This is a genomic window from Allocoleopsis franciscana PCC 7113, from assembly GCF_000317515.1.
In the GTDB taxonomy this organism is placed as follows: domain Bacteria; phylum Cyanobacteriota; class Cyanobacteriia; order Cyanobacteriales; family Coleofasciculaceae; genus Allocoleopsis; species Allocoleopsis franciscana.
The window spans coordinates 2,084,643-2,104,175 of the sequence record NC_019738.1 but is presented as its reverse complement, the minus strand read 5'-3'; the positions used below and the strand labels follow the sequence as shown (position 1 = coordinate 2,104,175).

The 19,533-nt window shown below is 46.0% G+C and carries 13 protein-coding genes and 2 pseudogenes; 7 read left to right on the top strand and 8 right to left on the bottom strand.

Translation table 11 applies throughout. The features are described 5' to 3' along the window. Positions 1–34 precede the first annotated feature (34 nt). The 6 genes from MIC7113_RS39200 to MIC7113_RS36100 all read right to left on the bottom strand — a co-directional run bounded on the left by MIC7113_RS39200 (position 35) and on the right by MIC7113_RS36100 (position 8,355). Positions 35–3,085 carry a protein kinase domain-containing protein gene (locus MIC7113_RS39200; protein ID WP_015181812.1) on the bottom strand — a complete coding sequence of 1,017 codons (3,051 nt, stop codon included), beginning with the start codon at positions 3,083–3,085 and terminating at the stop codon, positions 35–37. A gap of 416 nt (positions 3,086–3,501) precedes the next feature. Further along, positions 3,502–4,209 (bottom strand): ComF family protein, encoded by a 708-nt coding sequence (locus MIC7113_RS08750; RefSeq protein ID WP_015181811.1) that lies wholly within the window; start codon positions 4,207–4,209, stop codon positions 3,502–3,504. 285 nt (positions 4,210–4,494) lie between these two features. Next, entirely contained in the window at positions 4,495–5,511 is a 1,017-nt protein-coding gene (locus MIC7113_RS08745; protein ID WP_015181810.1) for a helix-turn-helix domain-containing protein, read from the bottom strand. A gap of 412 nt (positions 5,512–5,923) precedes the next feature. Further along, positions 5,924–6,121: a hypothetical protein gene (locus MIC7113_RS08740; protein WP_015181809.1), complete on the bottom strand. Its 198-nt coding sequence runs from the start codon at positions 6,119–6,121 to the stop codon at positions 5,924–5,926. Between the two features lie 2 nt (positions 6,122–6,123). Beyond that, a complete protein-coding gene (locus MIC7113_RS37520) occupies positions 6,124–7,407 on the bottom strand; it encodes a DUF4231 domain-containing protein (protein ID WP_015181808.1) in 1,284 nt (427 codons plus the stop codon). Between the two features lie 810 nt (positions 7,408–8,217). Beyond that, positions 8,218–8,355 (bottom strand): hypothetical protein, encoded by a 138-nt coding sequence (locus MIC7113_RS36100; protein WP_155897966.1) that lies wholly within the window; start codon positions 8,353–8,355, stop codon positions 8,218–8,220. A gap of 55 nt (positions 8,356–8,410) precedes the next feature. Between MIC7113_RS36100 and MIC7113_RS08730 the strand changes: the two genes are divergently transcribed. The 3 genes from MIC7113_RS08730 to MIC7113_RS08720 all read left to right on the top strand — a co-directional run bounded on the left by MIC7113_RS08730 (position 8,411) and on the right by MIC7113_RS08720 (position 12,672). Then, positions 8,411–9,157: a D-Ala-D-Ala carboxypeptidase family metallohydrolase gene (locus MIC7113_RS08730; RefSeq protein WP_015181807.1), complete on the top strand. Its 747-nt coding sequence runs from the start codon at positions 8,411–8,413 to the stop codon at positions 9,155–9,157. A gap of 115 nt (positions 9,158–9,272) precedes the next feature. Next, positions 9,273–9,968, top strand: a complete 696-nt coding sequence (gene fabG, locus MIC7113_RS08725; protein ID WP_015181806.1) for a 3-oxoacyl-ACP reductase FabG — start codon at positions 9,273–9,275, stop codon at positions 9,966–9,968. A 358-nt stretch (positions 9,969–10,326) separates the two neighbouring features. Further along, complete coding sequence (locus MIC7113_RS08720; protein ID WP_015181805.1) at positions 10,327–12,672, top strand: adenylate/guanylate cyclase domain-containing protein; 2,346 nt, start codon at positions 10,327–10,329, stop codon at positions 12,670–12,672. 1 nt (position 12,673) lies between these two features. Here the strand turns inward: MIC7113_RS08720 and MIC7113_RS38940 are convergent. Together MIC7113_RS38940 and MIC7113_RS38935 are read right to left on the bottom strand one after the other, a co-directional pair. Beyond that, positions 12,674–13,069: pseudogene (locus MIC7113_RS38940) on the bottom strand (DUF6714 family protein); the annotation flags it as partial. A gap of 39 nt (positions 13,070–13,108) precedes the next feature. After that, a pseudogene (locus MIC7113_RS38935) lies at positions 13,109–13,354 on the bottom strand (CPCC family cysteine-rich protein); the annotation flags it as partial. A gap of 366 nt (positions 13,355–13,720) precedes the next feature. Between MIC7113_RS38935 and MIC7113_RS08705 the strand changes: the two are divergent. The 4 genes from MIC7113_RS08705 to MIC7113_RS08690 all read left to right on the top strand — a co-directional run bounded on the left by MIC7113_RS08705 (position 13,721) and on the right by MIC7113_RS08690 (position 19,412). After that, on the top strand, positions 13,721–14,671 hold the full coding sequence (locus MIC7113_RS08705) for an ABC transporter ATP-binding protein (protein ID WP_015181803.1): 951 nt from the start codon (positions 13,721–13,723) through the stop codon (positions 14,669–14,671). Between the two features lie 83 nt (positions 14,672–14,754). Next, positions 14,755–16,626 (top strand): ABC transporter permease, encoded by a 1,872-nt coding sequence (locus MIC7113_RS08700; protein WP_015181802.1) that lies wholly within the window; start codon positions 14,755–14,757, stop codon positions 16,624–16,626. Positions 16,627–17,674: 1,048 nt separating this feature from the next. After that, positions 17,675–18,358 carry a phosphoribosyltransferase gene (locus MIC7113_RS08695; protein WP_015181801.1) on the top strand — a complete coding sequence of 228 codons (684 nt, stop codon included), beginning with the start codon at positions 17,675–17,677 and terminating at the stop codon, positions 18,356–18,358. 361 nt (positions 18,359–18,719) lie between these two features. Next, positions 18,720–19,412, top strand: coding sequence for a dienelactone hydrolase family protein (locus tag MIC7113_RS08690; protein ID WP_015181800.1), 693 nt, complete (start codon positions 18,720–18,722; stop codon positions 19,410–19,412). The last annotated feature ends 121 nt before the right edge of the window (positions 19,413–19,533 follow it).

Genomic DNA, 19,533 nt, shown 5'->3' with positions numbered 1-19,533 from the left:
ACACAGTGTTATACCCAACTAAAAACCGCTATAGTTAATCGCGAGGTTGAGCACTCTTCAATCCCTTGCGTCGCATCCAGCCCAAAGATATCCCCAGCAACACCAATGCCAGAAGGTTACCTACGATTTGACTAGGTTCTGGCACAGCAGCAAATTCACCCGCCGTCGCGTCAGCTTGCATACCCTCCGGTGTTTCAACAGGTACTTGCACCTTCAGGCGTTTGCCCTTGGCATCAACCCGCACTTCTTCAGTCACAGCAACAAACGCGGTGTATTGAGACAGCAACCGATACTTTAACGCTGTATCCGTAACAGCCTTGACACCAGACGCCGTTTCTGCATCAAACATTTGACTCATCAACTCTTTAATCCGGGCACGTCCCCAAAGTTGTGCGATCGCAGGATTTCCCCCACCCTCAAACTCAATTGGCACAGTCTTCTCATAGCGTTTGCCACCCGCTGCCATACCCATAATCTTCAAGTTACCTTTAGAGCGATCGCCTTTGCGCCCAAATAGCACCAACGGCTGATTAGCAAACAAATCCGCTGGTTTGAGGGGATAAATATCGGGTTGTTTCCCCGAACCTTCCCAACTCACCTCAATATTCGTCAAGACGGGATTATTGATGCGGCGGAAGAACTTTTCAGCTACCTTTTGAGCCGGTTCATCAGGAGGCAACACTTCCGCAATACCCCGTCCCTCTTCTGCGATGCGATCGATCAGAAAGCGGTTTACTGAACTGCCAACGCCGAAACTATAAAGTCGATTCCCAGGTTTAAGGTTTTTCTGCACCTCGGCAATCACTTCATTATCATTGCCTATCAAACCATCTGTAATCAGAACCACACTGCGTAGGCGTCCCTCCGGTGCCGCAGGGAAACTCAACACCTTTTCGATGCCATTCATTAACTCGCTGCCACCATTAGCATCGATGCCATTGATGTAATCTAGGGCTTTTTGTCGATTTTGCGGCGTATTTTGTAACGGTTTGGAGGACAGCTGCTGACTCGTACTAGCAAAGTCAATAATGGTAAACGTATCGTTGGAATTCAGCCCATTAATAAACCGCCGCATTAATTCCTTGGATTGTGCGATCGCTGAACCGGCTTGTGACCCAGAAGTATCCATGAGAAACACCACATCTTTGGGTACAATCTCATTACTTTGATACTGCACGGCTGGGATTAAATAAGTAGCAAAGTGACCGCCTCGTTCATCAGCTTGGGTTAATACCGTAGATTGCGTTTCATTCCCGGCAACTTGATAGCGTACTATCAAATCTTTATTAGGGATTGTATTTTGTTTATCCAACTGAATCCTCACAGCACGTCCATCTTGGAGGGTGCTGATTTGATGGGAAGGCGATCGCACATTACTAATCGGCACACCTCCCTCAATTTCCACCGTTACGCCAATATCTTGTCCAGAACGTCCCGTTGGTATCGTAGGCGGAGTTATCTTTGAGGCATCTTTAACCGGGTTTGTATTCCCTTGGCTATCACTCTTCGTTCCTGGGATATAGCGTGGCCCGACCACCATCGGGAAGACGAATTCGTAATTCCCTTTTTCAAACTTTAAGCTATTCGTGTAGCGAATCGTGACATCTATTTTTTCCCCTGGCTTGATATTCGCTAACGACTGGGTAAAAATATTGTCCCGCTCTTGTTCTAAAAGACCAGCCGTTTTGCCTTCCTGTTTGGCTTGCTCATAAATTTTCTTGGCTTCTTCGCGTTTTTTAATTAGACCACGAATAATGCGATCGCCAACTTTAATTTCCATATCATCCACTGCCGCATCATCGGGAAGTGGAAACACATAAGTTGCTTCTAGTGGGTCTTTAAACGGATTTTGAAAGGTTTGCGTTACCTCCACCCGCGACACATTCCCCGACACCTTCCCCATTACTTCGGTGTGTTTCAAGGGAAAAACCTGTTTCTGTCCATTGACGGTAGCGAACAATCCCCCCGGTTTAGAGGGTTGGCGTTCCTCCTCTTGAACCGGTTCACTGACGGGATAGGGTGGCGTTACGGTGGAACTACTGGGAGTCGAAGCTTGTTGCCCCGCACGAGGGAGCAAGTACCCCAGTCCTACAGAACCCAACAGCAGGAACGCAATGCCTGCCACGAGTAATTTTTTCTCAGACCCCGTTTTGCGAGTGGGAAGGGACTTGGCCTGCAAATCTTTGAGAACTTCATCTGCCGATTGGTAGCGCCGCTTGGTGCCACTTTCCAGCATTTTGTCAAGGATAATACCTAACTCTTTACTAATCGGCTTCCTCAAGTAATGCCGCCAAACCCAGGTATCTTCACTGGTATCACTCAAGTCAAAGGGTGGTATCTGAGTGAGCAAATGGATGCAAGTCACACCCAAGCTGTACAAATCACTGGCAAAAATGGCTTTGCCTTTTACCTGTTCTGGGGCAGTATAGGCAGCAGAACCAATCACCGTCCCCGTTCTGCCCAACATCGTCTCGGTGGTATACTTCGCCGCGCCAAAATCCACGAGTACCAGTTGATTATCTCGGCGGCGAATGATGTTCTCCGGTTTGATATCCCGGTGAATCATCTGGTGATGGTGGACGCATCGCAGCACAGGCAGCAAGCTGTGCAGGAGTTGCCGAATTTGGGTTTCGTTAAACGGGCCGTTGTGGGCTATTTCTTGGGCTAAGTTTTCTCCATCAATCAACTCTTGCACCAAGTACTGGTGGTCATCTTGCTCAAAATAAGCGAGTAGTTGAGGAATTTGGGGATGTTGACCTAGCGTTTCTAGACGATTTGCCTCTTGCCGAAATAATTCGGTGGCTTTTTCGATATTGTCAGTTCCCTGCTGTTGCGGAAAAAACTGCTTAATCACACAACGCCGTTGGGATTGCGTTGATTCATCCACCGCTAAGAAGGTTCTGCCAAAACCACCCTGACCGATTGGTTTTAGTGCCCGATAGCGCTGTTGCAGCAACAAGTTAGAGCCACAATTTCGGCAAACCAGGGCATTACCCTGATTTTCTGGATGCTTACAAGCGGGATTGAGGCAATAGCACTGACGCCGATTGTGGGCTGTGCTGTCTTGAGGCGCGAACGTAGCCATAGTTCCTTGTTTTACTAGTCAATGATTTGGGTAGACTAAGCCGCTAGTCATCAGGTCATCTTTATTGGCACAACTGCCACAGCCTGTATCCCATTTCCACAGGCATAAATATAGGAGTGCTTCCCTGATTAGGTTGGCACTTCCGTGGCAATCCGCATTGATGAGAGTAACCCGAATTCGCTCGGAACAAACCCCGCTTGATGCTCTGAATCTTGATACTATGAGCGCTTATAGGTAAGTTCCCCATTTAGGAAACAACAATTGGATTTGTAAATTTCCTAAATCAGCACTACATTAACTTGCTTTATTGCTACGTTCTACTTCCCTTTACCCCGTAACGGCAAGTAGATTTCCCAATCTTCATCAAAAATTTAAAAAAATCATGAAATCTTTACATTAAATAAAAAAATACTGGATTATTTGTTGTATTTGCTAGCTTGAATAAACTGGCTTTTGGAGGTTGCGATCGCAGCTACACCATACACTTGTATTCCTTGTCTTTGTAAGATTTGGGCAGCAGCGCGAACTGTAGCTCCTGTGGTGTAGATATCATCAATTAATAGCACGGGTGAATTAGGTAAATGTTTGCCAAAACTTTTGCTAATCCTAAAGGCATCGGCTAAGTTTTGTTCTCGCGCTTGTGCCGATAGACCAAATTGAGCCTCCGTTTCACGAATTCGTTCTAAACCCAAGGGTTGATGTTTGTAACCTGTAACATCGCAAAAGTTTTGGGCAATTAATTCGGCTTGATTATAACCGCGTTTTTTCAGCTTGAGGGGGTGTAGGGGAATAGGCACCACGGTCAATTTTTTGACAGGGGTAGCAACGGGTGATTTGAGCCAAGATTGAGCTAACCAATGACCCAAGGGACGAGCTAATTGGGGTTGATTGTCATATTTTAAGGTTGCGATCGCACGTTTCAAAACACCACCATAATTTCCCCAAGCAAAGACAGGTAACTCTCCTTTCCAGAAGTCACCTGGTGTGGTAAGTTGACAACGTTGCAATTGCCGCTGACAGAATGTACAAAACTCGCTTTCCGCAGGGCGATCGCATAGGGGACAATTAGGCTTGAGAAAGAGCGCCAGTAACCCATCTTTTAGCCTTTCAATTGATGTAGACATCCTAAATTCATCCTAAGTCATGAGTGAGTTATTCGTTGACCACACTGACAATTCCAAACTCTCCTGTGAGGAAGTGGAGTGACTCCAGTCTGCTCTTTTCCTACAGTCCTGTTCATTGGGGTTCAAGAGAGGTTTTTGTCGGGGCACGATATTATTGTGCCCGTATTATGGAGTGCATCTAACTCAAAACAACAATAGGACTTGTCTAAAAAGTCCAAAATGTTTTATTTTAGTGCCTCATCTGAGCAAGGCTGATCAAAAAACGAATGACGAATGATCGATTGACTAGAATGACATGGCTTCCGGAGGAGCAATACCCGCTCCAGCTTTTACACCGGTTTGGTTCGATTGTAACCCCGGTTTATTGGTCTTTTCTGTACGCTCCATTTTAGGAGAGGGCATGGCCTGAGAAGAACCAGCGGGTTCAGGTGTGACGGATACCCCTGGAGAGGCTTGCTTGGACATTAAACTGAGTCCACCTACAGCGCCTGCAATCAAAGCCGTGTAGCCAAGGTACAGATGCATTGAATTGACTTGAAATTCGGGTACGGCAATGGAATTATGCCAGGAGGGAACGGCAGCTTTTGATAAATCGGGTTCTGGGATAGAAGCAATGAGTGCCGAGCCATTCAAACCCAAAGCATGAGCCATTCGACGAATAAAGCCGCGAACATAGACATCCTCCGGCAACTGTTCAATGTGACCTGATTCCAATGCCACAATATGATGGGGTGGTACCAGGGTTTGGTTATGGAGTTGTTCAAGACTGAGCGATCGCTCTAAACGCGCCTCTAGCAATTGTTGACCCACTTTACGTAGCATCTCTCCCCGTTCTTGTGCTACTTTTTGGGCAGTCATTTCTGCCTTTGTAAATTTTTTAGGCGGCTTGGGTTCACCCATCTGTTTACTGTTGAAATTGAAGGGTTGGGTTGCCTCTTCTAAGCCTGCTCCTTCTTGTAACTTTTGCTCCCAAGAATTATCTTCGACTCTCTCGGCAGCATCAGACTTCTCTTGTCCGGCTTGATGAGTGTTTGCGGTAGTCACAGGCACAACATTATACTGTTTAATCACCTGTTGGAAGGTCAAGCGCACAGCCTCTCGCCCCACGGCTTTAACTAAAATTTGAGCGGTGCTAGACGCCTCGCCTAACATCGTTTGTAACCCAGCCATTGTGCGGCGATAAACTTCGCTGTTGATCAGTTCAGCTTCTATTTGATTGAGAATCAACCGCAATCCTTCTTGAGAAATTTCAATGGTCTGGTTTTCAATAACACCGTTACCATACGTAGGTTGCATTACCATAACTTTCTCTTGTTCCGTGCTTGAGTAAAACTACTTTTTCTTGAGCAACACAAGGGTGAGATAGGGGTGTAATCATGCCACCCACAGCAGTTGCCGATGAATAGACGAGGGGTTAGGCTATCTGAGTATTCTTTTCGGCAAGCTCGGTACGAATCCGGATATTTATAGCAACGGACAGGCACCCTAGGATAATAATCAACTTACTGAATATGCTATTGTAGGTAGCTATCACCAACTTGTCCTAACAGATGTGGCTACAGCTACATATCAAAAAAGAGGATATTTAATCCGGATTTCGGCTCACGGGTTCTGAATGATTAAGTAAGGAAAAAGGTGAGCAATGCCCACCTTCTACCAGAGATATAGCCTATTTAGGTATTTCCCAAAACAATAGAGTTCGACAAACCATCCACTACCGAAGCAACAGTCGCTCAATTACAGTCATCTGCCGCTCAAGCAGACTCATCAGTCGGTCATGATTTTCGTGCTGCTTCTCCAAAGTCATGGTAAGCTTATCCAATCGCTCAATGAGTATTTCAGTTTCTGAGCGGGGAGCCCTGTAAGAGTCTGAATAGGGTTCTGAATAGCGCTCTGAATAATCTTGTTCCATCGTTAAACCTCAGTTAGAAATAGCTTTCTTTCCATCTCTCGGCGCTTCACCAACCCTGGCAGCACACGCCCTCCTCCCTTGTTCCACAAGAGAAATCCCTCAGCGGCACCCCGATAATCTCTAGCTTCTAGCTTGCGTCGAATGGTCATGCCTTCTGTGATCGGCTCCATCCCGCAATTGTAAGTTAAACTGACCAGCGCACTAAACTGATTTTCGTTAAGAGGGATGTGGCTGAGAATTCGTTCAACTCCCTTCTCAAACTCCGTCAGTTCTTTCCTGAGCATCTCTTCCGCTTCGGCTTCAGTAATGGTCATACCCGGACGGATTCCCTTGGTGCAACCATAGCCAATCGTCCACACTCCTGCGGGACACTTGTAGGAATTTAGATAAAGTCCCTCACATTCCTTCAAGATTCTCATGCCCGCTGCATTCATTCTTCGCCCTGTCGGGTTTCCGTTGGTCGATCCATTTTGGGTTTGTGGCTTGGGTTCTGGCTTAGCATCTGCTGGTAAATCGATCACGTTCTCCCAGATGCTGAGGTCAACTTTGGGCAGACCATTGCCGTTCGTCTCTTTCACCGCCACTGTAGACGTTACAGACACGAGTTCAGCTTCTACTTGAGGTGTTGAGGTCACCTCCTGCGGTGGTGGAGGGGGAGCTAATTGGCGTTCTTTCTCCCTCTCTTCCAAAATCTGATTGAGCCGTTCCGCAGTAATGGTAGTCGTTGTAGCCGCCATTTCTTTGGCTTGATCCCTAGCTTGGCGTGACGCATCATCGGCTTGCTGTACCTGAGCGAGATATCCCTCAATATCTTGCTGAATCAGTCCTTCTACACGACCTGCAAACTCTACATAGGCACCCGAATGAGAGCGGTAGCGATTGTAGTGTCCGGTTAGCTGAAAATACTGCCAACCCTCCACTTTCAACCCCTCAGCCGTATTTCTGAAGGTGCGGTAACGAACATTAAAACCAAAAAGCTCCTCGACGGCAGCGGAGATGGCAACCGCTTGAGCCATTCCGAAAGCCGTCCAGGTAAACACCTCCCGGATTCTGACTTGACCATGATTGAGAGAGACCAGTGCAGGAGTGATCACCCCGCCGACAATGGTGATTAGCCTCAGCGTATAAAACCGTGTCTTTGCCTTGGCGGCGCTACTCTCTAGCCACAACAGTTGATCCAGCCATCGGGCTTTCAGGGCATCTTTGCGAAACTCGTCCAAGTCGAGGCGATCTATCATGCCCGATAGGTTGCGCTTGAGGAATTGTTTATAAGTCTCTTTCGCCATATAACCAAAAGTTTTTTATTTGAATACAATGCGGACTAACACGAACAAATAGCTGCACAAGAGATGGAACTACGATGTAAGCATTGACAAATAAAACGAAATATGAATTGGAAGAGATTGCTACCCCCATGAACTCTACGACCTATCTCATGGGTGAACCCACGTTTACTTATACAAAATTTCGGCGAGTGTCAGATCAAAGTGGATAAGCTGTTACGCATTTAATTTGTATACCTTCACACCCTACACCCCACACCCCTTTCAAAAATTTTCATATCCAATTTAGATGCGCCGCAGCTTAGAGATGCACAATCTAGAAGTTTGAGATATCACACGTAGGTCTCTTGGTATAATATCAAACCAGCCGCCTTCGAGTGATACTGGCAACCTGGGGACACTCCAGACCAACCGACCTTGTGAACACGGTTCCAGTGAACAACAGAAATCCGCCCTTTCTCCCCTGCACCCTTTTGCCCCCTCGTTCCCGGCAAAAGTTAAGTTTTAATCTCTACCTTTAGGGGGTTGGTAAAATTGCCACTAGAGATATTCTCTCATAGTTTTTCATTGAGGAAGAGAATTAATGTTTCGTTACAATTTTACCGTGGTTGGCGAATGGCGCAGAATCGAGAGAAACCCTTGATATGTCGTAGTGGGTAGCGGCAGGAATCTCGGTGGAAGACTGTTCGTCAACCCAATCTGTGAGCACCCCTTGACACTTTTCTCCTCAAAGGTCAAATCTGATCGCCCCTTGACACTTTTCTCCTCAAAGGTCAAAACAGAGTTATAACCCTATTTCAATGAACCCAAGAGTTACAGGTTACCCAAGCTTGAGCGATCTGCGGGACGCCGCAGCGCCCTTGCTAACGCCTCGCTGACGCTAACCCTATCGCGACATGAGTCAGCCTTAATGTCACCGATTAAATTGGAAACAAGAGAGTGATCCTTCAAGGATATCTCTCCTCGCTAACAGTTTTATCCTGGTCACCTACCAAATTTGAAGAGTATGCACTTCCCTAAACTCACTGGATTTACCGGCACAATCGAGATTGAGCGAATTAACGACAGAGAACTGGCGCAGGAGATACAGACTCTTCTGGTCAAAGGTAAATTCCTCAATCCTGGAAAGCTCACATTTGAGCAAACCAAACAGGCGTTTGATCGGTTTAAGCAAGACTTTCATTTGGGTTATCCGGGTTTGTTGGGCGAGTCTACCGCCAAAATCCTACTCGATCTCCATGACCCCGTAGATGAGGACAGCCCAAGCAACAGACCACAAGATATGCCGGTGCCACCCGAAACGAAAATTAGTGCACCGGATCGGGGCAGACCCATTACTATTCCCAAGTTGGAGGTCGTGTACTTAGGTGAACCCATCCTTAAAGGTGGACACTTTAGTTGGGCAGAAGCCACCAAGAACGGAACCCGAATTCCTGCATCCGTGGGAGTCGTAGACGGAATTCTCAAGGTGGCTGAGGCGATGGAAGAAGTCCGGGACTATATGGGCGGCAAATCCATTACGATCAATTCCTGGTACCGTGACCCTGCCAGCAATAGAGCGGCTGGGGGAGCAACAAAATCACGCCACTTGTCGGGGGACGCGGTTGATTTCGTCGTCAGCGGGGTACATCCCAAGGAAACCCATCGTCGATTAGAGTCGTGGTGGGGAAGTCGCGGAGGCATTGCTTCGGCTTCCTGTTTCACCCATCTAGACTGTCGAGGTTATGCTGCCCGCTGGAGTTATGGCTTTTAAGGGATAGCTAGCACCATCCTCAATCAGAGTGGTTTATTCCTCGCCATGAACGACAAGTACCGATTCCCTGCTGTCGAGGTATGTTGAGGATGGTGTGAAGCAAAAATCAACCAACATGAAAGGGAAGCAAGTTTTACTCACAGGCGGTACTGGCGGTTTAGGGATGGGCGTTACCTCAGTGGTTCTGGCACAAGGTGCCATAGTAACCATTCCCTATATCGTTGACTCAGAGATAGAAGGTCTAAAGGAAAGGCTTTCACCCACCGATTTTTCCAAAATTCGCTTTGTATCCGTTGACCTCAGCCATGAGGCGGCTGTAGAACGATTGGTTGAAGATATGGAACGGGTGGATGTTCTGATTCATCTCGTGGGCGGCTTTTCCATGGGTAAAACCCACGAATATAGTTATGAACAATGGAAAAAAGACTTTGACTTAAATCTGAATACGACGTTCTTAGTCTGCAAGCATAGTCTGAAGAAAATGCTGGAACATGGCTATGGGCGCATTGTCACGGTGGGTTCACGAGGTGCCGTACAACCCGGAGGACAACTGGCGGCTTACTGTGCATCAAAGGCGGGGGTGGTAGCGCTGACCAAAGCGATCGCAGACGAAACGAAAGGAACCAACATTACAGCGAACTCCGTTTTACCCAGTGTGATTGATACTCCTGCCAACCGACAGGCCATGGGTAGCGAAGAAGCAGACCAATGGGTCAAACCGGAATCATTGGCGCAAGTCATCTGTTTCCTGGCTTCGGAGGCGGCAAAAGACATGCGCGGCGCAGCCATTCCTGTTTATGGAAGTATTTAGTTGAGCGCAAGAACGATTCTTTGATCGGGTGGCTGGAACATCGAAAGTCGAACGGAAATTCGACTCATTTGGCATCGTTATTTAATGACTTATTCTCCCAACATAGACTAGACTGGGACTACTCACTGAATTACCGTAAAATAAGCCAATATTTATCCTTTTGGGGTGCGGGTGAGTCAGCATGTCGTTGCAGGTGAGTTTCCTATTGATTGCAGGCTTCTCTCCTTGACGCTTTCAAGATTTAGATTAAGAGATAGCAAGCCGCGATCGGTTCAACAGGATATCTAGCTGACTTCTAGCAATTAGAGGGTTCTGTTTTGCAGTCAATAGGGCTGAATTCTTACACCAAAAAGCGCAGATGAGTAGCCTTTTAAACAAACTCCTGTCCCTTTTAACCATACGCCGCAAAGAATACCTCACGATTGATCGGGACTTTAATATTTTAGAAACCTCTATGGGCATACAACGGTTTGCTGAATCGCCTGAGGAGGTCACAAAGGGACAGGATGTACGTCTGGGCTTTCCCGAACTGCTGGGCCTGGAAGAGACATTACTTGATATTCTTGAAGGACGGCAGATGAATTTTGAGATTCAAGCCATTGCCCGGAGTTCTGAACAGGGAAATCCTATTTATATCGATATTTGTATCATTAAAAATTACCTCGATGAAGATTCAAACCATTATTTAATCATTTTTTTGGAAGAAGTAACCGAAAGAATGATTTTAGAACAGAATTTAGTTCAGTCATCCAATGAAAAAAGTCTTTTATTAAGTGCTTTAACAGCTTCCAAAGCTTATATTGAAACCATTATTGTCTCGATAGCAGAGGCTTTAATCGTGACAACACCATCCGGAATGATTAAAACCATCAATCGAGCCACTCAATATTTATTCGGTTATAGCGAAGAAGAACTCATCGGTCAGCCGCTCTCAATCCTAACTTGTGAGGATGGCGTATTACTCGCGGCAACTCAGTCGCCTCTTTTATTTCAAGAAACTTTGAATGTTGTAGAAGTGATCTGTAAAACCAAAACTGGAGAAAAACTAGCGATCGCATTTTCCTGTTCTGCGATTCAGACTGATGTTGAGGGCGTACAAAATTATATCTATGTGGGTCGGGATGTTACCGAACGTCAGCGATCGCAAAAACGACTGGCTGTGCAATATGCAACCACTCGCATCCTGTCCGAGTCCGCAACTCCTAGCGAGGCTATCCCTAAAATTCTCCAAGCCATTGGGGAAAACCTGCTGTGGGATTTGGGTGAATGTTGGACAGTAGAGGTTCACAATTCCACACCCCAATTGCGGTGCCTGGACACTTGGGTTAGACCCTCCCTTTCTATCTCAGAGTTGATCGAAAAAAGCCGTCAAACGATTTTGGTTCCAACGGTTGGCTTAGTCGGTCATGTTTGGGATATTGCGTCCGGTTATTGGAGTTTTGATATCGTCGAAGATATCCACTTTCTACGTTCCGAACAAGCCGCTATTGCCGGACTGCAAGGAGCATTTGCTGTTCCCATCCAAAGTGACGGTGAAGTTTTGGGAGTGATAACCTTCTTCAGTTGTGAAAAACAGCCTCGCGATGAATTTTTACTTCAAGTTATGGTGGGGATTGGTAGCCAAGTCGGTCAATTTATCAAGCGGAAACAAGCCGAGGCCGCGCTTGCCGAAAGTGAAGAACGATATCGTGATTTGTTTGAAAATGCCACTGACTTGATTCAGTCTTGCGATCTGAAAGGTCAATTTTTATATGTTAATCGAGCTTGGCGAGAAACTCTGGGATATAGCGAAGCTCAGGTGTACAGGATGAATTTGTTCGACATTCTTCATCCCGATTGTAAGGCGAGCTTTCTAGAAAGTTTATCTCTTGCCATTGGGGGAGAAAAAATTGATCAAATTCAAGCCGCATTTATCAGCCAGAACGGCACAAAAATTTCGGTTGAAGGGAACATTAACTGTAAATTTGTTGAGGGAAAACCTGTCGCTACCCGTGCCATTTTCCGAGATATTACCCAACGACTACAAGCAGAACAAGCACTACGCTATCAACAAGCACAAACTGAACGGCTGTTGCTGAATATCTTACCAGAGCCGATCGCCGACCGCCTAAAACACGATACACGCACGATCGCAGAAGACTTTGCCGAAGTGAGTGTGATGTTTGCAGATATCGTTGGCTTTACCCAAATTGCGGCTCGTCTGCGTCCCATTGAACTGATCAATTTACTCAATCAAGTCTTCTCTGCATTTGATCGCCTGAGTGAGAAGCATGGCTTAGAGAAAATTAAAACCGTGGGTGACGCTTATATGGTAGTCGGAGGGCTACCCGTGCGCCGAGCCGATCATGCGGTGGCGATCGCAGAAATGGCACTGGATATGCAAGCGGCAATCAGCCAATTCCGCCAAGAAACGGGTAAAGAATTCAACATCCGCATTGGCATTAATACTGGGCCTGTTGTGGCGGGGGTGATTGGCATCAAAAAATTTAGTTACGATTTATGGGGAGATACCGTTAATATCGCCAGTCGTATGGAATCCCATGGTGTCCCTGGAAAGATTCACGTAACTGCCGTAACTTACGAACGCTTACAAGAGCAATATTTATTCGAGAAGCGGGGTGTTATTCCCGTAAAAGGGAAGGGGGAAATGACGACTTATTTTCTTAAAGGCAGAAAAAGTACTTTTTCAGAAGATGCACTTTAGTTTAATAGATATAGTTATTTACAAAATCAATGTAATCAGAAACAACTTGTAATTGTTCTTGATTCAGAATTTCCAAATGAGGTTGGAAATGTCTACTCTTATTCTCAAGCGCCCACATTAAAGAACTTAAACTATTGGAAGAAGAGGCTTTAGGTTCTTTTAGGCTCCAAACCATATAGGCGGGAATATAATATCGAAATCCTTTAGGATCTAAAAAAGGAAAGATATCCTGAAATTGCATCAGCCACTTATCGGGCACCTCTTGCCATTGGGTATCTCGATCCATTTCTCGCCCTATTTTTTTAGCCTCTTCCAGACTACTGTAGTCATCAAGTGCCCGCGCCGCGTGTAGGGAAATGCCATTTTGGCGAGAGACACCATCAAAAGCAGCCGTAATTTTTTCAATTAGGAGTAATCTGGTTTTTTCTGCCAAGATGTCAATCGTTTCCCAGCCTGGAGCTCGCTGATCATTGCTGGTGGGATGACGAACATCCTTCAGCCATTCACGTTCGCAGGCACCAAATTCTATAAAGTTACGTTGTGCTTGACGTAGCGAAACTCGGTTTGATGAGAAATCTTGTTCTGCATCATCTTCCCAAAAGCAAATGGGGCAAATGAGGTACGTACCCGGTGGTTCTTGATTAAGTGTCATGTAGCCACAACAAGGACAAGGGTAAAGAATTTCAGCATTCATTGTAAAACTAGGATATTTTTCAAGAATTTGGACTCAGGACAATATCTAATTCGTCACGTTAAGGGTGCGGCTTTGTGCCTATCGGGGCTAAGCTATCGAAAGTGAAACAAGCTTTAGACAGTAAACTTGGCACAATTGAGGGACTGGGATACAAAGGTAATCAGTAACAAAATGACATCCCCTTAATAGGTCAATTTTTTTGTTAAAAGTAAAACTTAAACAAAAACTGCATAAGTTTCACTGGGTCAGAGATACATCCACAATAGAGAGATTTAGAGTTCCGGAAAATAACTCTCAATCGCTGTAGTGAAAACTCCTAGAGACAACACCCCCAATCCCCAATTCCCAGCCGTTATGAGCAAAGAACTAGCCATTTCTACTCGTGGACTCACCAAGCAATTTGACCGCCATATTGCTGTTAACGATGTCGATTTACAAATCGAGTCGGGTGAAGTTTATGGACTAATTGGGCCAAATGGTGCAGGCAAAACAACCTTGATTCGGATGTTGGCGGCGGCAGAGGAACCGACAACCGGAGAAATTTTTATTAATGGTGATCGCTTATTGCGTGACCACAGCAATCCTACCCTGAAGCGGCGACTCGGCTACCTTCCCGATGACTATCCTCTTTATGACGACCTCACTGTCTGGGACTACCTCGATTATTTTGCACGGCTGTATCGTTTACGGGAACCTCTTCGCACCCAACGACTGCGTGAAGTTTTGGAATTGGTACAGCTAACCAATAAGCGCAATAGCTTAATTTCCACCCTTTCACGGGGGATGAAGCAACGTCTGAGTCTCGCGAGAACGATTATTCACGAACCCATTCTTTTATTACTAGATGAACCGGTTTCTGGATTAGACCCGATCGCCAGGATGCAATTTCGGGAAATCATCAAAACCCTGCAAGAAGCTGGGATGACAATTCTAATTTCGTCACACGTCCTCAGCGACTTAGCGGAACTTTGCTCTTCAGTAGGAATTATGGAACTTGGCTATTTGGTGGAAAGTGCCTCTTTACAGGAACTCTACCGTCGTCTGGCACGACAACACATCGTGATGTCTACCTTGGGGAATTTAGATGCACTGACGGCTGAACTGAAAAATCATCCTTGGGTAGAAGAGTGGGAGGTTATACCAGGAAGCAAAAATGTACGTGTTCATTTTTCCGGAACTCCAGAAGATAGTGCGAAGTTATTGCGATCGCTGGTTGAATCTGGCATCCCTCTCACTGAATTTCACTGCACCCAAGAAGACTTGGAAACGATTTTCCTCAAGCTAGGACACCAACAAGCTTCTTAATCAAGTTGAACGATTGAAGATTTGAAGGGTGAGATTCTATTTTTGGCACAATTGGCTAACTCTTTATACGGAGATTGTAACGAATGCAACTTAATTTTTTAGACCGCATTGGTGACTGGAATCCACAGCTATTTCGAGAAATTAAAGGTCGCCTGAATGTTCGGAATATAGCCATTGCTGTGGCCTCATCCCTACTCGGTCAAATCCTGCTATTCCTATTTTGGTTGAATCAGCTCCCTCACTATCCTTACTATCAAAATCAACCTTACTGCCGCCTGCAAAAGACTTTTTTAGCCGCTCAAAATCAAAGTTACAAACTTAATGACCAATATCGCCAACTTCAAGCCCAATTCAAGATTTATAGCAACCCTAAAAACTACGACCTGGAAAAAATCCAACAACTCAAAGGCAGCATAGCAGAAGTCAAAGAGAAAATTCAGCACGTACAAGGCATTCTTAAAAATGACCTCTGCCCATCTGACGCGATTGATATCCCCCTGTGGTGGCATGACCATTATCCAAAAATGTTCATGTCGCTGAGTGTATTTGTATTGTTCATCATGTTAGGCGTGGGTACCTACATGCTGATCAGTAATTTGGCGAATGAAGAACGTCGTGGGACTCTTAATTTTATCCGACTCAGCCCTCAATCTACGCTAAGTGTTTTGGGCGGTAAGCTGCTGGGAGTTCCAATTTTGCTCTATTTAGCGGCTATTATTGCTGTTCCTTTTCATCTGTGGTTAGGATTTTCTGCTCAAATTCCTTTGGCTGAAATTTGTACGTTCTATGCGGTTCTGATTGCTAGTTGTGCATTCTTCTATAGTGCGGCGCTGCTGTTTGGTTTAGTGACTCCTTGGCTGGGGGGATTTCAGTCTTGGTTAGGGAGTGGTGCTGTTCTACTGTTCTTATTAATGGTTAATTTCAAACCGATTGAGAACACTTTGCTGGATTGGCTGAATCTGTTTTCTCCGGTTGTGGTTTTACCCTATTTAGTCAATCGGATGGGAACAGAGTATACAGGTGGAAATTTTCCTTTTTCTATGGGAAAAATCTTAAATTGGGAATGGTTTAATTTGCCCATTGGTGCAACTGGAATTGGCCTAGCTATTTTCGCGCTGCTGCATTACGGTTTATGGACAACATGGATTTGGCAAGCTCTGAATCGACACTTTCACAACCCCAATAGCACTATCCTCAGCAAGCACCAAAGTTATTGGCTAGTCGGCTGTTTTGAAGTTGTGACGTTAGGATTTGCCATGGGAGATCCACGGGGGAATTTTTGGGTTTCACCCTATTCATTTCTCACCAATCCCGTGTTGCTAGCGTTCTTCAACGGTGTATTGTTTATCGGTTTAATCGCTGTTCTGGCACCTCAACGTCAAGCTTTACAGGATTGGGCGCGTTATCGTCGGGAGAAGGTGGCAACACGTAAGGGATTTTGGAATCGTGCGCTGGTACAGGATTTGCTTTGGGGAGAAAAAAGCCCAGAGTTATTGGCAATCGCCCTGAATTTAGCGATCGCAATGACTCCTTTCTTGGTATGGATTACTTTCTTGCCCGGTGACGCTGTTGACAAAACTAAAGCCCTTTTGGCGGTTGGATTCTTTGTTAGCTTGGTGATGATTTATGCCTCGGTTGCCCAGCTCATGTTATTGATGAAAACGAATAAGCGATCGCTTTGGGCTGTGGGTACCATTGCCGCTTTGCTGGTTGTGCCACCGATGAGCCTCTCTATCCTGGGTATTGAACCTGTGGAAAATGCCACGCTGTGGCTTCTGTCAACGTTTCCCTGGGCAGCGATAGAACATGCTGCTACGACAACTGGATTGATGGTGCTTTTGGGTGAGTGGACTGTTTTGGTATTGCTCAACGTCCGGTTGACTCGTCAACTGCAACGCGCTGGTGAATCGCAAACTAAAGCGATGTTGGCAGGGCGTCCTGTATTGCCCAACTAGATTCATCTTGCAGTTAAAGATACTGCTGGCAATTTGGCGGGGGAACCCCTCCCCCAGCCCCTCCCCGCAACGGGGAGGGGAGCATTTATAGCTCTTCTCAATTGGATCGGTACACTTTGACCTCTCTCCAAACCTCTCTCCTAGGAGGAGAGAGGCTTTGATTTTTTTATGGAATTCAGATTTGATAATTATGCTCAGGGTGATTTGCAATGTTACGTTTCAATCCCTGATAGGGATTAGATGGAATTCAGACACTTTTGCTTCAGCGCTTCCAGGTAAGCCACCCCTGCGTTTCAATCCCTGATAGGGATTATATGGAATTCAGACTTCCGAACACTAGCGATGTGGTTGTGGAATCTGGCGTTTCAATCCCTGATAGGGATTATATGGAATTCAGACTAAAATCGGCGTTCTCAGACTTCAATGCCTCATTGTTTCAATCCCTGATAGGGATTATATGGAATTCAGACTGCTGACCTCCAGAAAGCTTATTGTATTTAGTTTTCAAGGTGCGTTGGTGACAACCTCCACTGAGTATATCATTTCAGCCCAAGGGTGAAGCAACACCCCTCCAGAAAAAACAGCTCAAACCCTTGCTCAGTAAGACTTACAAGAAATGTGACAACCTCTTTTTGAGAACAAAGGATTGAAACCCTTGTGCCGTGAAGGATACAGCCCAAAAAATTAACCCCTGCTCCAAAACACCTACAGGTTGTCGCAGCTTGTGAGATAAGACAACCAAAATTGATACCGATTCAGTTTGCCGCGTCATTCCTCTCCACAATGCCTTAAACTCAAGTTTTGTCCTCGGCGGCAGTCTTCCACGAAAACTGTGTCTGGGAAACTTTGCCGCTTTACTCAATAGACTTGATTAGCTGGGCAATCAACGGCTGCAAAACCTTATAAATTCATGAATTTAAAGTAAATTCGGCTAGAATAATATATTACACTAAAAAGTTTTAATTTTCAATTTATATACTACAAAATTCAAAACATTAGAGTCAATTTTTATGAATTGAATTGTTAAAGGAAAGGGGAGGGGAGATTGATGAACAGGCAATTTCGAGACCGAACCGAAGCCGGTCAGTTGCTGGCGAGAAAACTCACAGCCTATGCCAATCGTTCAGACGTGATGGTATTGGCGCTACCCCGTGGCGGTGTCCCTGTCGCCTTTGAAGTGGCAAAAGTACTCTCAGTGCCTTTAGATATTTGCTTAGTACGGAAGTTAGGCGTACCCGGACATAAAGAGTTAGCAATGGGAGCGATCGCCAAAGACGATGTATTAGTAATTGATAAAGGGATACTCGAATGGCTGGGTATATCCAGGGAAGTGATTGAGCAGGTAGCGACGATTGAGCGGCAGGAATTACAGCGGCGCGATCGCATTTACCGAGGGAACCGCGCCATACCTAATGTACAACGACGCACTGTCATTCTCGTCGATGACGGCATTGCTACAGGTTCAACCATGCGTGCGGCAATTGCCACATTGCGACAGCATCAGCCAGCCCAGATTGTAGTGGCAGTTCCAGTGGCATCTGCTTCAACGTGCAGAGATTTAACAACAGAAGTAGAAAAGGTGGTGTATGTCCTAGCACCAGAGGCGATCAATTCCATTAGCTGTTGGTATGCCAATTTCTCGCAAACAACCGATGAAGAAGTGTGTAGTCTGTTGGCACAAGCCAATAATGAGCAAACAACGGCAGCACCCACCAGAAATATCCCCAGCTAGAGGTTTAGAGCAACCGGATTGAACTGACATCTTGCACCTTTGTCGGTAAGCCTCCACACCCGCCAAGAAATTAATTTCTTGGCTTATAGCTCAAGTCCATTGAAATGGACTGAAACTCTTATTCAGTCGTATGAAGACGAATGCGAGCTGTGAGCCAGGGGTTTAAACCCCTGGCGGGTTATTGCAACTGATGCAAGATCTCAGATTGAACCCCAATTCTTTACCCCCAAAATTAATTTGGGTGGGCTAAGATCGTTCAACCCTATAGGTTCAAGAGAGCATAGCCCTAACGCTAGCGCACTCCCTAAGAGCCTTTCGCTACATCCATATCACCATCCATTCCCATAAGGAGGATAGACCCATGAACAGGACATCAACATGCAACGCACAAGAATGCCTGGTCTCGGTCCCCACCGGCTCAGTTTGTCTGACCGGAAATCTAAGAGTGCCAGACAAAGCACGAGGAGTTATTCTGCTTGCCAATGGCAATGGCAGCAACCGATATCGTTCGCGCGATCGCTACATGACTCAAGTGTTATGTCAAGCGGGACTCGCAACTCTATGGATTGAGCTACTAACCCCCCAGGAAGAGGCAATTGATCGGCAACTCAGACAACTTCACTTTGATATTGGCCTCCTCGCCGAACGGGTGGCTAGTGCAAGCCATTGGCTGACTCAACACCCAATCACCGACAACCTGGGAATTGGCTTCTTGGGGACTAGCACAAGGAGTGCAGCGGCTTTGATGGCGGCGGCTCAATATCCAGAACTCATTCGTGCCATTGTCTCTAGCGGCGGTCTTCCTTACTTAGCTGGCTCCGCTTTATCTCGGATCAAGGCACCAACCCTCCTGATTGTAGGAGAAAATAATATCCCAGTTCTAGAGATGAATCAGGAAGCACTCAAACATCTGCATACCGAAAAACAGCTTGAAATTATTCCTGGTGCAACCCACTTATTGGAGGACTTTGGGGCGCTAGAAAATGTCACCCAGTTGGCAAGTCAATGGTTCGGGCAACATCTCACGCCAGCGCATCAATCGGTTCTACCTTAATTGAGGGAGCATTCTAAAACCAATCCATCGTGGGTAGGGGCACGGCATCCGTAAAATCTCAATGTAGAGACAATCTTCATCATTCCGTGCCCCTTGTGAAATGCCAATGGCTCTCTGGACA